The organism is Streptomyces sp. NPDC048481 (genome assembly GCF_043200075.1).
Classification (GTDB): Bacteria; Actinomycetota; Actinomycetes; order Streptomycetales; family Streptomycetaceae; genus Streptomyces.
Genome location: NZ_JBICXC010000002.1, coordinates 246256 through 259748, shown reverse-complemented (window position 1 = coordinate 259748; position 13493 = coordinate 246256). Strand labels below are relative to the sequence as shown.

At 73.7% G+C, this 13493-nt stretch carries 9 protein-coding genes; 6 read left to right on the top strand and 3 right to left on the bottom strand.

The genetic code is table 11. From position 1 onward, the window contains the following. Positions 1 to 155: 155 nt before the first annotated feature. The 5 genes from ACGFSH_RS07425 to moeZ all read left to right on the top strand — a co-directional run bounded on the left by ACGFSH_RS07425 (position 156) and on the right by moeZ (position 6438). A complete protein-coding gene (locus ACGFSH_RS07425; RefSeq protein ID WP_393345880.1) occupies positions 156 to 1925 on the top strand; it encodes a DUF3492 domain-containing protein in 1770 nt (589 codons plus the stop codon). Beyond that, complete coding sequence (locus tag ACGFSH_RS07420; RefSeq protein ID WP_393345878.1) at positions 1922 to 3211, top strand: hypothetical protein; 1290 nt, start codon at positions 1922 to 1924, stop codon at positions 3209 to 3211. Before ACGFSH_RS07425 ends, ACGFSH_RS07420 begins: the two co-directional genes overlap by 4 nt. A gap of 276 nt (positions 3212 to 3487) precedes the next feature. Beyond that, entirely contained in the window at positions 3488 to 4450 is a 963-nt protein-coding gene (locus tag ACGFSH_RS07415; protein ID WP_393345876.1) for an NAD-dependent epimerase/dehydratase family protein, read from the top strand. Beyond that, on the top strand, positions 4438 to 5196 hold the full coding sequence (locus ACGFSH_RS07410; RefSeq protein WP_393345874.1) for a spherulation-specific family 4 protein: 759 nt from the start codon (positions 4438 to 4440) through the stop codon (positions 5194 to 5196). The genes ACGFSH_RS07415 and ACGFSH_RS07410 overlap by 13 nt, the downstream gene beginning before the upstream one ends. A gap of 63 nt (positions 5197 to 5259) precedes the next feature. Further along, positions 5260 to 6438 (top strand): adenylyltransferase/sulfurtransferase MoeZ, encoded by a 1179-nt coding sequence (gene moeZ / locus ACGFSH_RS07405; RefSeq protein ID WP_256909364.1) that lies wholly within the window; start codon positions 5260 to 5262, stop codon positions 6436 to 6438. Positions 6439 to 6524: 86 nt separating this feature from the next. On the opposite strand, the gene ACGFSH_RS07400 is transcribed toward moeZ, so the two are convergent. From ACGFSH_RS07400 to ACGFSH_RS07390, 3 genes are all read right to left on the bottom strand, one after another. Beyond that, positions 6525 to 8087: an alpha/beta hydrolase gene (locus ACGFSH_RS07400; RefSeq protein ID WP_393345872.1), complete on the bottom strand. Its 1563-nt coding sequence runs from the start codon at positions 8085 to 8087 to the stop codon at positions 6525 to 6527. Positions 8088 to 8364: 277 nt separating this feature from the next. Further along, positions 8365 to 9924, bottom strand: a complete 1560-nt coding sequence (locus ACGFSH_RS07395) for an alpha/beta hydrolase (RefSeq protein WP_393345870.1) — start codon at positions 9922 to 9924, stop codon at positions 8365 to 8367. A gap of 88 nt (positions 9925 to 10012) precedes the next feature. Then, positions 10013 to 12760, bottom strand: coding sequence for a flippase-like domain-containing protein (locus ACGFSH_RS07390; RefSeq protein ID WP_393345868.1), 2748 nt, complete (start codon positions 12758 to 12760; stop codon positions 10013 to 10015). A gap of 186 nt (positions 12761 to 12946) precedes the next feature. Here ACGFSH_RS07390 and ACGFSH_RS07385 point away from each other — a divergent pair, with 186 nt between their 5' ends. Next, the gene (locus tag ACGFSH_RS07385) at positions 12947 to 13333 is read left to right on the top strand and encodes an MGMT family protein (RefSeq protein ID WP_329413388.1); all 387 of its coding nucleotides are present in this window, start codon (positions 12947 to 12949) and stop codon (positions 13331 to 13333) included. The last annotated feature ends 160 nt before the right edge of the window (positions 13334 to 13493 follow it).

Genomic DNA, 13493 nt, shown 5'->3' with positions numbered 1-13493 from the left:
GAACGCGACCCGCACGGGAAAGTTACGTCCGTTCACCCCTTTTGGTGGTGCGACGGACAACCGTCCGTCGCACCACCGCCTTGTCCGCATACGTTCGTCCCGCTGCGAGCCGCCGGGTCAACGGCGGCTCCCCCAACGGGAGATCGGGAGAGCGCGTGCGCATCGGACTGCTTACGGAGGGTGGCTATCCGTATGTGAGCGGTGACGCCGGGGCCTGGTGCGACCGGCTCGTGCGCGGGCTCGGGCAGCACCGGTTCGACGTCTACGCGCTCAGCCGGGCCGAACAGCAGGAGGAAGCGGGCTGGATCGCCCTTCCGCCGCAGGTCGGACAGGTGCGCACCGCGCCGTTGTGGCGGGCCGAGGAGGACGGGGTCGCTTACGGGCGGCGCGCGCGCCGGCGGTTCGCGGAGTGCTACGAGGAACTGGCGGCCGTTCTGTGCGAGGGCGGTCCCGCCGACGCCACGGCCCCCTCCGAAACCCGGTCCACCGCTCAGGCGGACCGTTTCGCCAACGCGCTGTACGGCCTCGCCGAACTCGCCCGCGACGAGGGTGGCCTCGTGGGCGCGCTCCGCTCGGAGGGCGCGGTGCGCGCCCTGGAACGCGCCTGCCGCGCGCCCGGCGCGCTGCGCCCGGCGCGCGAGGCGCGGGTACCCGATCTCCTCACCGTCGCGGCCCACCTCGAACGTGCCCTGCGCCCCCTCTCGCTCGACTGGTACGACGACCACGGCGGCGACGACGGCGCGGGCCTGGGCTCCGTCGACCTGTGCCATGCCACGTCCGGCGGCGCGGCGGTCCTGCCCGGACTGCTCGCCCGGCACTTCTTCGACGTGCCGCTGCTGGTCACCGAGTACGGGGTACGGCTGCGCACGCACTACCTGGGCGGGGGCGGACCCTCGCGCGCCGGCTCCGCGGACGCGCCCCCGGCCGAGGCCGCGCCCGCCGTGCGCGCCCTGCTCGCCGCCTTCCACGGCAGGCTCGCGGCGGAGGCGTACCGGCGGGCGGCCTGTGTCACCCCGGGCAACGCGCACGCCCGCCGCTGGCAGGAGCGCTGCGGCGCCGACCGCGCCAAACTGCGCACCGTCTACCCCGGCATGGAGGCGTCCCGCTTCGCCGGAGTGGGCGACGCCCCGGACGCCGCCGACCCGTACACCCTCGTCTGGGTGGGCCGGGTGGAGCCGGCGAAGGACCTGGTGTCCCTGCTGCACGCCTTCGCGGAGATCCGCAGGGCGGAGCCCAGGGCACGCCTGAGGATCGTCGGCGCCGCGACCGGCGCGGAGGGCCGGGCCTACCTCGGCCACTGCCGGATGCTGGCCGCCCAGCTCTTCCCCGACGAGGCCGACGGACCGCACAGCGTCGGCGACAACCCGGTGTCCTTCGAGGAGATCGGCGACCCGGAGGCGCCCACCCTCGCGGACGTGTACGCGGCCGGCGCGGTCGTCGTGCTGTCCAGCGTCGTCGAGGGGTTCCCGGTCGGTCTGGTCGAAGCGATGTTCTGCGGCCGCGCGACCGTGTCCACCGACGTGGGCGCGGTGGTCGAGGTCGTCGGCGGCACGGGACTGGTCGTTCCGCCGCGCAATCCGCGGGCCCTCGCGGAGACCTGCGGGGCGCTGCTGCGCGATCCCGAGCGCCGTGCGCGCCTGGGCGCCGCCGCCCGCGCCCGTGCCCTCGAACTGTTCACCGTCGAGCAGAACGTGGCGGCGTTCCACGGCATCTACCTGGACCTCGTCTCCCGGGCCCCGGTGAGCCCGCACGTCTTCGACGACGACGGTGAGCCCCGGCCGTTCGCCGTCCCGGCCGAGGCCCGCCTGCCGGGCCTGTGGCTCGACCTCGCCGCGCGGGACGCCACCCGGTACGGCCCGTCCCGGACGGCCGGGCCGACGCCGCGGGAGCCCTCGCCGGTCGCCGCCACGGAGGGAGCGCGATGAGCGGGCTCGGCGAACTGGACCGGCCCGGAGCGGCGTCGGACGCCCCCGACGGTCCCTCCGACGAGAACCCCACCCCCTACGGCCCCTCTCCCGAGGGTCCCTCTCCCTACGGCCTCTCTCCCGACTGCTCCTCTCCCGACGGCCCCGCCTCCGATGGTCCAGCCTCCGGCGGCCGCGGGCCCGGCGTCACCCGCCGTGGCGCGGCCGACCCGGTGAAGGCCTTGATGCACCGCCACCGCGAACTCTGTGAACGCGCCGTCGACCCCCTGGAGATCGCGGCGGGCCTGGAGGCGCACGGGGTCACCGACCGCACCGCCGCGCGCTTCCGGCACCGCGACGTGTTCTCCCTCGCCGAGGAGATGTACGCCCGCGTGCCCCGTGACGGCGACACACCCCCGCCCGCCGCCCCCGCCGCCCCGGCGCGACCCCGTGCCGACTGGGCGCTGCTCACCATCCTGCCCGGCGTCCTGTGCGCCGCGACCCTGGCCGGCATGCGCCTCACCGACGGCCGGACCTGTCTGCTCGTCACCGCCGCGGGCCTGCTCGCCGTGGCGCTCGCCGTGCACGCCACGCTGCGCCGGGGCCCGCTGAGCGGTCGCCGCCGCCACCACCCCCGATCCCAGCGGACCGAAGCCTGGACCTGCTGGCTCATCGGCTACACCGCCCTCGGCGACGGCCTCCTGCGCGCCGCCGTCCACGGCGGTCCCGACGCGCTGCCCGACGGAACGACGGGCGGCCCCTGGCCCTTTGCCGCCGCCCGCCTGCTCACCCTCACCCTGGCCTGCGCGCCCGCCGCCTGGAGCGCCCACTTCCTCGCCGCCCAGGCCCGCCGCCGGCTGCACTCCAGCCGTGGCCTGGAGGAGTTCGCGGCCGGAGTGCAGCCCCTGCTCCTCGCCGCTCTCGCCCTGTTCCTCGGCGCGCTCACCGCCCTGACCGCCCTCGGCGCCACCGCCCTGGGCGAGCCCGCCGACTACGCCCCGGTCCTCACCCTCGGAGCCCTCCTCTTCCTCGCCCGCCTCCTCACCGTCCACGGATCCGCCCACGTCCCCGCCGTCGTCGTCGCGGCGGCCGGGGCGGCGGAGGTCCTCGCCCCGGCCACCGTCTTCGCGGGCCGCCTGCCCGGCTGCGGCTTCCTGGCCACCCCCGTCGAGAGCCTCCTGGCCGCCTGGGGCCCGGCCGGCGTCCCCTCCGCGGTGTGCGCGAGCGCCGCCCTGATCCTGCTCGTCCACGCGACCCGCACGCTGACCAGGGCCTCCGCCCACGCCCGGACGGACCAGCCGTGCTGACCCCAGCCCGCCGCCCCCCGCCCCCGCGGCCACCGCGCGCGGCGCAGCCCCCACCGTGCCCCGAGGGCACGACGCGCGCGTGCCCGCACCACCCGGCCGCGACCCACCGCAACACCCTCGAAGGAGAGACCAGATGACCACCTCCCGATCCGGAGCGACCGGTGCCACCGGTGCCACCGGGGCACCCGCGGTCGCCGGAGCACACGGGGCGACCGGGACGACCGGAGCCCCCGCGGCCCCCGCCACCGCCGCGACGCACACCCCGGGAGCCGCACGATGAGGGTCCTTCTGATCGGAGCCAACGGATACCTCGGCCGCTTCGTCGCCGACCGTCTGCTCGCCGACCCGGCCGTGCAGCTCACCGCACTCGGCCGCGGCGACGACGCCGACGTCCGCTTCGACCTCGCGTCCGGCAGCCCCGGCGCGCTCACCCGGTTCCTCGACGCGGTCCATCCCCAGGTCGTCGTCAACTGCGCCGGCACCACCCGCGGCGGCGCCCGGGAGCTGACCCGCCACAACACCGTCGCCGTCGCCACCGTCTGCGAGGCGCTGCGCCGCAGCGGCTGCGGCGCCCGGCTGGTGCAGATCGGCTGCGGCGCCGAGTACGGTCCGAGCCAGCCCGGCTCCTCCACCGCGGAGGACGCCGTACCGCGCCCCGGCGGCCCGTACGGCGTCAGCAAACTCGCCGCGACCGAACTCGTCCTCGGCTCCGGTCTGGACGCCGTCGTGCTCCGGGTGTTCTCGCCCGCGGGCCCCGGCACGCCCGCCGGCTCCCCGCTGGGCCGGCTCGCCGAGGCCATGCGCCGCGCCATGCAGTCCGGTGACAGCGAGCTCAAACTCGGCGGCCTCGGCGTCCAGCGCGACTTCATCGACGTCCGGGACGTCGCCCGCGCCGTGCACGCGGCCTCCCTCTCCGCGGCCCAGGGCGTCATCAACATCGGCTCCGGCCGCGCCGTCCGGCTGCGCGACGCCGCGGCGGTCCTCGCGCGCGTGGCCGGGTACGGCGGCGCGCTGCACGAACTCGACGGCCCGCCCGGCGGCCACCTCCGGAGCGCCATCGGCCACCCCCGCCTGGAGCCCGACCACGCCGGGCCGGTCGCGTACCCGTACCCGGACGGCTGCGGGAGCTGGCAGCAGGCCGATGTGCGCACCGCCCGCGACCGGCTCGGCTGGCGGCCCCGCATCAACCTCGAGGAGTCCCTCGCCGACATCTGGATGGAGGCGGCATGTCGTATCTGACCGGCACACCGGCGGGCGCCGCGGGCGCCGGAACCACCGACGTCCGCACCGGCCTCGGCGTTCCGGGCCTCGCCCACCCCCTCCTCGCCCCGGCCGAGTGGGCCGAGCTGACCCGCCCCGGCCGGCCCCTGCACTGGGTCGTCCTCGACGTCGCCGACGGGCCCGGCGTCCGCCCCGACCCGCGCTGCCTGGAATGGACGGGCCGGCTGCGCAACGCGGGCGTCCGCGTCCTCGGCCGCCTCGACCTGCGCCACGGCGCCCGCGCCTTCGCCGAGACGGTCCTCGACGCGCGCCGTCATCTGGACTGGTACCAGGTCGACGGCTTCCTCCTGGACCGCTGTCCCGCCGAGCGCGCCGCGCTGCCCGCGGTGCGCCGCACGACCGACACCCTGCGCACCCTCCACGAGGCGCCCCACCTCGTCCTCGGCCACGGAACCCACCCGCACCCCGGTTATGCCGAGCACGCCGAGCAGTTGGTCACCTTCCGCGGCTCGTGGAACGACTACCGCTGGTCGCAGGTGGCGGAGTGGACCGCCGAGCATCCGCCCGAGCGTTTCTGCCACTTCGTGCACGGCGTGCCGCGCTGCCATCTCGACGAGGCGCTGCGCATCGCCCGCTGGCAGGGCGCGGGCACGATCTGGTTCACCGACGGCGCCGACCGCGCCGGCCTGGCCGACCCCTGGGAGACCATGCCCGGCTACTGGGACGAAATCGTCTCGCGCATTGGAACAGGTGTCTCGGAATGAAGAGGGCCGTGGCAGTGTTACGGGAAGAACAACCGTAGTGATCGACCGACCAACGGAGTCCCCGTGTCGCTGCCACCCCTGGTCGAGCCAGCCTCTGAGCTCACCGTAGACGAGGTTCGACGGTACTCCCGCCACCTGATCATCCCGGATGTCGGGATGGACGGGCAGAAGCGGCTGAAGAACGCCAAGGTGCTCTGTGTCGGCGCCGGCGGCCTGGGCTCGCCGGCGCTGATGTACCTGGCCGCGGCGGGCGTCGGCACGCTCGGCATCGTGGAGTTCGACGAGGTCGACGAGTCCAACCTGCAACGGCAGATCATCCACAGCCAGGCCGATATCGGCCGCTCCAAGGCCGAGTCCGCCCGCGACTCCGTCCTCGGCATCAACCCGTATGTGAACGTGGTCCTTCACGAAGAGCGGCTCGAAGCCGAGAACGTGATGGAGATCTTCGCCCAGTACGACCTGATCGTCGACGGCACGGACAACTTCGCGACCCGCTACCTGGTCAACGACGCGTGCGTGCTGCTCAACAAGCCGTACGTGTGGGGCTCGATCTACCGCTTCGACGGCCAGGCGTCCGTCTTCTGGTCCGAGCACGGCCCCTGCTACCGCTGCCTCTACCCGGAGCCCCCGCCCCCCGGCATGGTCCCCTCCTGCGCCGAGGGCGGCGTCCTGGGCGTGCTGTGCGCGTCCATCGGCTCCATCCAGGTCAACGAGGCCATCAAGCTCCTCGCGGGCATCGGCGAGCCGCTCGTCGGCCGTCTGATGATCTACGACGCCCTGGAGATGCAGTACCGGCAGGTCAAGGTCCGCAAGGACCCCGACTGCGCGGTCTGCGGCGAGAACCCGACCGTCACCGAGCTCATCGACTACGAGGCCTTCTGCGGCGTCGTCTCCGAGGAGGCCCAGCAGGCGGCGGCCGGCGCCACGATCACTCCCAAGCAGCTCAAGGAGTGGATCGACGACGGCGAGAACATCGAGATCATCGACGTCCGCGAGCCGAACGAGTACGAGATCGTCTCCATCCCGGGCGCCAAGCTGATCCCGAAGAACGAGTTCCTCATGGGCACCGCCCTGGAGGGCCTGCCGCAGGACAAGAAGATCGTCCTGCATTGCAAGACGGGTGTCCGCAGTGCGGAAGTCCTCGCCGTGCTGAAGTCCGCGGGCTTCTCGGACGCCGTCCACGTCGGCGGCGGCGTGATCGGCTGGGTCCACCAGATCGAGCCGAGCAAGCCCGTCTACTGACAGAGCCGTTCGCTCCGCCCACCGGGTCGCCCGGTGGGACCGGCGGGGGCCGCGCGTACCACGAGTGCGTGCGGCCCCCGCCGTCGTCATGAGCAGACCTTGCCGTCCTTCGGGACCGTCCCCTTCAGCAGGTAGGCGTTCACGGTCGAGGCGACGCAGTCGTTCCCGCCCGTATAGGCGCCGTGTCCCTCGCCCTTCCAGGTGAGCAGCACGCCGACCCCCTTGCCCAGCTCGTCCGCCATCCTGCGCGCGCCCTCGTACGGCGTCGCCGGGTCCCCGGTGTTGCCGACCAGCAGGATCGGCGCCGCGCCCGGTGCGCTCACCTCCGGGGTGTCGTACTGCCCGGCCACCGGCCAGTCGTGGCACCAGCCGGCCGTGTCCCAGCCCAGGAAGTCCCCGAAGACGGGGGAGATCTTCTCGAACTGCGCCAGGCGCCGCTTCGTCTCCTCCGCGGTGGGCCGCTGCCTGTCGTCCAGGCACGATATGACCCGTTGGGAGTGGGCCGAGGTGCCGTAGTGCCCCGAGGAGTCGCGGTCGTTGTAGCCGTCGGCGAGCGCAAGCAGCTCGGCGCCGTCGCCCTTCTTCGCCGCCGCCAGGGCGCTGGTCAGGCTCGGCCAGCTCTGTTCGCTGTACAGCGGGAGCACGATGCCGGTCAGGGCCAGCGTCTGCGTCAGCTTCCGTCCGCCGGAGGCGGGCAGCGGCTCGGCGTCGAGCCGGTGCAGCAGGTCCGCGATCTCCCGGCTGCCCTTCTCGGGGTCCTCGCCGGTCGACGCGAGGTAGTCGTCGAGGGCCCGCTGGAAGCCGCGCGCCTGGTTCTGCGCATGGCCCACCGCGTCGGCGGTCGGGTCGACCACCGCGTCCAGGACGATCCGTCCCACGTTCTCGGGGAACAGATGGGCGTACACCCCGCCCAGCTCGGTGCCGTAGGAGATGCCGAAGTAGTGCGTCTTGCGATCGCCGAGGACCTGGCGCATCAGGTCCATGTCGCGGGCGGTGTCGGTCGTCGACGCGTGCGCCAGCAGGGGGCCCGCCGCCTTCGCGCAGCCCTTGCCGAAGCCGGTGGCGTCCTGGAAGAACGCCCGTTCCTCCGCCGGGGTGTCCGGGGTGTAGTCCAGGGATTCGGCGGCCTGGACGTCTTTGTCGCTGCGGCAGCGGACGCCCTCGCTGGCGCCGACCGAGCGCGGGTCCCAGCTCACCAGGTCGTAGTGCTCGCGCAGCGAGGAGAACATGGAGCCGAAGGCGGGCAGCGTCGTGACGCCCGAGCCGCCGGGCCCGCCGAAGTTGAACAGCAGCGAGCCGGCCCGGTCGTCTCCGCTCGCCCGGGACGTGGCACGCACCAGAGCGATGCCGATCGTGTCGCCGTCCGGCTTCGACCAGTCCAGCGGCGCCCTCATCGTGGCGCACCGCCATTCGGCGCCCGGTGCGGCCGAACCCCCGGCGCCCTTGCAGCGGCCCCAGTCCAGCTTCTGCCCGGTCAGTGAGGCCGGCGGGGCGGCCGCCGATCCCGTCGCCGCGGGGGAGCCGGCCGAGGCGTGGACGTCGGCCGTCCTCCCCTTGCCGTCCCCGCTCCCGCCCGACCCGCCGCCACAGCCCGTCGCCAGCAGTGCGGCGGCGGCTCCCAGCGCCGTCCACCGTCCCCATCGCGCCATCGCACGTCCCCCCTCGCAGGCCGTCCACGCTCGGTGGCGGACGGCTGTCAGGCCATATTAGGCGGCGGGCGATCCGGCCGTTTCAGCCTGTGGATAACCTTTTGACCTGCTGGTTTCCAGGTTCGAGGGCCGGGCGTTCGAGGGCCGGGCGTTCGTTGGCCGGGGCTCGGGGGTTCGGGGGCTCCGGGGTTCGGGGTTCGAGGCGGTCACCGCGTCAGGCATCGGGTTCAGGCGCCGGGGTCAGGTGCCACCCGGTCCAGGCGTCAGGCGTCAGGCGTCAGGAGCAGACGGTTCCGGCGGTGGGCGTCTTGCCGTTCAGCAGGTAGCCGTTCACCGCCCCCTGCACGCACTTGTTCTTGCTGTCGTACGCGCCGTGCCCCTGCCCCTTGTACGTCAGCTCCACCCCGACCCCCGGGCCCAGCGCGTCCACCATCCTGCGCGCGCCCTCGTAAGGGGTCGCCGGGTCCCCGGTGTTGCCCACGACCAGGATCGGCGCCGACCCCCGCGCGCTCACGTCCGGATGGTCGGCGGCGCCCGGCACGGCCCAGTCGGTGCAGGTCACCATGGACCAGGCCAGGAAGTCCCCGAAGACGGGCGAGGCGGCCCGGAACCCCGGCAGCTGCTCCTGGACGTGGGCGACCGAGTAACGCGGCTTGTCGTCGGCGCAGTTGACGGACACGTTGGCGGCCGTGAGGTTGCTGTACTCGCCGTTCTCGCTGCGCCCGTTCATCAGGTCGGACAGCAGCAGCAGGGTCTGGCCGTTCCCCGCGTAGGCCTGCTCCAGGCCCTCGGTGAGGTACGCCCAGAACTCCTTCGCGTACAGCGCCTGCGCGATGCCGTTGGTCGCGGCGCTCTCCGTCAGCATCCGCGGAAAGATACCCGGGATCGGTTTGCGGTCGAGGGCCCGCAGGGGGTGCGTGATGCGGTCCTCGACGTCCCTTGCGGTGTCCCCGACGGGGCAGTCCTCCGTCTTGGACGTGCAGTCCTCGGCGAAGTTGCGCAGCGCGAGCTGGAAGCCCCGGGCCTGCCCGAGCGTGCCCTGCTCGGACGTCTGCGTGGGGTCGACGACCCCGTCGAAGACCGCCCGCCCCACGTGCTTCGGGAACAGGTGGGCGTACACGCCGCCGAGTTCGGTGCCGTAGGAGATGCCGAAGTAGTACAGCCGGTCGTCGCCGAGCACCTGGCGCATCAGGTCCATGTCGCGGGCCGCGTCGGTGGTCCGCACATGGGGGAGCGTCCTGCCGGAGTGCTTCTCGCAGGCCGCGTTGAACGTCCGGGTGTGGTCCAGCAGGGCGGTGCGCTCGGCGGCGTCGTCGGGTGTGGCGTCCTGCTGGAAGTAGGCGTCGAGCCGCTGGTCGTTCTCGCAGCGCACGCCGGCGCTGCGGCCGACCCCGCGCGGGTCGAAGCTCACCAGGTCGTAGCGGGTGCGCAGGGCCGCGTACTGGTCGCCGAAGGCGGGCAGCGTGGAGACGCCCGAGCCGCCCGGGCCGCCGAAGTTGAAGATCAGCGAGCCGATGCGTCGGTCGGGGTCACCGTCGGCCCGGGCCCTGATCAGGGCGATGCCGATGGTGTCGCCTCGGGGGTCCGCCCAGTCGAGGGGCGCCTTCATGGTGGCGCACTGCCATGTGCCGCCGTGCGGCAGCGGAGAGGGCGCGCTGCCCCCGCCTTCCGCCTGGGAGGGGGCCGGGCAGTCCTTCCAGGTGAGCTTCTGGGCCGTCGGATCCCCGTTGTGCGCCTCCTCGTCGCAGCCCGCCGCCAGGGAGCACGCCAGCACGCAGACGACGGTCAGTGCGGCCACGCGCGCACGCGAGGGGCGCGGACGGAAGGGGATCGGCATGACACCCATCCTGCGGTGGCGTCACGGCACGCGCGCGGGGCGCGGGCCGTACGAGGTACGGCCGTGCGGCCCGGCCGGGCGCCCGTCCCTACAGGGCGCCCTTGCGGCTCAGCTGGTTGAAGGCGAGCCAGCCCGGGAGGACCGGCAGCCACAGCGTCAGCAGACGGAAGAGCAGCACCGCGGGGGCCGCGACCTCCTTGGGGAGCCCGACCGCGATGAGACCGACCGTCAGGGTCGCCTCGACGGCGCCGACTCCGCCGGGCGTCGGGGCGGCGGAACCGAGGGCGTTGCCGGCGAGGAAGACGACGGCGACGCTGGCGATGCTCAGGGAGGTCGTCCCGTCGCCGAACGCGCGGATCGACGCGTCCAGGCACATCACGAAGCACGCGGTGAGCAAGAGCATGCCGCCGATGCCGGTGACCAGTTTCTGCGGCCGTTGCAGCACGTCCAGCATGCGCGGCACGACCCCGGCGAACAGCGAGCGCACGCGCGTGGAGACGAACTTGCGCAGGAACGGCACCGATGTCACCACGAGCACGAGCACCGCCACCGTGAGCAGGCCCGCGATGACCGTGCGGGACGGCGACAGGGACGGCGTCTTCTCGGTGCCGGTCAGGTAGCCGAACGACAGCAGCATCAGGATGTGGCAGCCGAGCCCGAACAGCTGCGACGCGCCGACGCTGGCGACGGCGAGCCCCGGCCGCACCCCCGAGCGCTGAAGGAAGCGCGTGTTCAGCGCGACCCCGCCGACCGCCGCGGGGGCGACGATCTTCACGAACGAGCCGGCGACCTGGGCGGCGACGGTCCGCGGGAAGGGCACTCGCTCCGGGACGAAGCCCAGCAGGCTCATCGCCGCTGCCACGTAGCTCAGCGCGGAGAACAGCACGGCGGCGGCGACCCAGCCCCAGTCGGCGTTCTCGATGAGCGGGCCGAACTCGATGTGCGTGAGCTGCGTCAGCAGGAAGTACGCGCCGATGGCGCCCGCGATGACGCTCATCAGGGTGCGCGGCCGCACCCGCTCCAGCCGGGCCGGCTCGACCGGCGCCTGGGGGCGGATCAGCAGCACCTCGTGCCGGATCTGCGTCAGCAGGTCCTCCTCGCGCGCCTCCTCCACCGCCTCGTCGATGGCGCGCTTCTCGGCCCGCGCCTCCGCCCGCTCGGCCTTCTTGCCGGGCTTCTCCAGGACGACGGTCCCGGCGGCGCCGTGCTCCGACGCCTCCAGGCGCGCCTGTTTGGCCTGCTGGGAGGCCTCCAGGACAGCCTCGCGCTCGCGCTGCGCCCGCTCACGCGCCAGCCGGCGCAGCGTCGCGCGCGTGGAGCGCGTCAGCGCGATGGGCTGGAGCATCGGCAGGCAGTCCGCGACCGCGTCCGGCCCGAGCACGCCCACCGCGGAGGCCACCGCGCGCTGGGCGCCGACGCGCAGTCCGAGCGTCGTCACGAGCTGGGCGACGTCCATGCGCAGCAGCAGGTCGCCGGCCGCGATCTCGCCGCCGCGCAGATCGGTGAGGATCACCGTGCCGGAACGATCCACCAGGATGGCGTCGCCCGCGAGCCGGCGGTGCGCGATCCGCCGCGACTGAAGCGCCCGCACCTGGTGCCAGGCGTTGCGCAGCAGATCGTCGGTGATCTCCTCGTCCGACAGCGAGTCGAGGGTGCGGCCGCCGGTGTGCTCGTAGACGAGCATCACCGCGTCGGGCCCCAGTTCCGAGGTCGCGATCAGCTTCGGCGCGTTGGCGCCCGCCGCGATGGCCGCGTAGGCCAGCAGGGCCTCCTGCTCCAGCGCCTGGCGCAGCGACTGAAGGCTGCTGCGGGTGGCGAAGCCGCGCAGGGTCAGGTTGCGCCACGCGCGGTAGAAGAACCCCTGGGCCTGCTGTTCCCGGTCGACGACCGTGACGTCCAGCGGCGGCCCGTCCTCCAGGGTGACGAAGTAGCGTCGGCCGCGGTCGCCGTCGGAGGCGTCGGAGACCTCCTCGCGGGCCGCGCTCACCGGGCGGAACCCGACGTGCCGCAGCCCCGCCATCAGCGTCCGCCCGGTGGGGCGCACGTTCGGCGAGCCGACCGCGTACAGCGTCCCGTAGGCCACGGTCCAGCCGATCAGCACCGTGAGGATGATCGAGAAGGGCGTCGTGTAGCCGGTGACGAGCATCGAGAAGGCGTCCAGCATCAGCACGATCCACAGCACCGAGCGCCAGCGCGGCCGCCGCGACATGCCGACGGCCGTCATGTAGGCGATGACGGGCGCCAGATAGCCGTGCACCGGGTCGGTGAGTGCGTGGACGTCGCCGGGGGAGGGCTGGGTGAGCGCCTCCTGGATCGACCCCGGAGCGCCCTTGGCGACCCACAGGTCGGTGGCGAGGGTCACGCCGTGCGCGAGGACGGCCGCGAGCACGCCGTCGGCGATGCGCAGTCCGTCGCGCTTGATCAGCCGCTCGATCGCGAAGGCCACGGGCACGAGCAGGATCGCGATGCTGGAGGCCAGCCCCGCGATCTTGATCAGGAGGTCGGGCGCCTGACCGGTGCCCTTGTTGATGTCCTGTTCGAGGCCCGAGGTCGTTCCGTGTGCGAAGGCGGCGATGGCCAGCAGGACGACGACGGCGAGCACACCGATCAGCAGGCGCATCAGGTCGGAGGGGCGGTGCACGCGCGCGGGAAGCAGGGGTTCGTCGCCCTCCACCTCGTCGATGTGCACCTCCTCCGGCTCCTCGGCCTCGTGTGTCCCGTCCAGCGGCGCCCCGCCCTGCGGTACGTCCCGGGAGACCCCGTCGGCGGCGTCCGGGCGCGACGCAGCGTCAGAGGTGCCCTCCGCGCCCTCAGGTCGCACGCCCTGCTGCTTCATCGTCTCTTCTTGGTCTCGTATCACCGGTCACCGCCCGCACGATGGTGGCATGCCGCACCGACACACGGGGGCATCAGGGTGCAAATGCGGGGGCGCACAGTCTGCCCGACGGGCCGCCGGGGGGCGAGGGTCACACAAAGTCGCGGACCCGTCGCATTGTCGGTGCCGTGGGGCAGGATGGGGCGGATGAGCGAGCAGAGCCTTCCGGACGACGCCCGCCCGGAGTACACCGACGCCCTGCCGGAGTATGCCGAGCGGGTCCTCGAGGTCGCGGAGCTGATCCCGCCCGGGCGGGTCATGACGTACGGGGACGTCGCGGAGTGGCTCCAGGAGGGCGGCCCGAGACAGGTCGGCAGGGTGATGGCGCTGTACGGCGGCGCGGCCCCCTGGTGGCGCGTCGTGCGCGCGGACGGGGTGCTGCTCCCGGGCCACGAGTTGCGGGCCCTGAACCACTACCGCGCCGAGGGCACGCCGCTGAAGGAGGCGAGCAGGGCGGCCGAGGGCCATGTGCCGCGCCTCGACATGAGACGGGCGAGATGGGACGGCGGCCAGGACGCGGAAGGTCACACCTGACAGCTTCCGCCATCGCGGAGCGCCGGGGGGATCTTGCGGCTCGTACGGGGGAAACACCGCGAACCGGGCACGTCCGCGACATGGCGTACGTTCGAGGGACGAGAGAAACGCGTGGCCTGCGGGCCGGGAGGGCCGCCGGCGCCGCGAGGGCCGCGCGGGC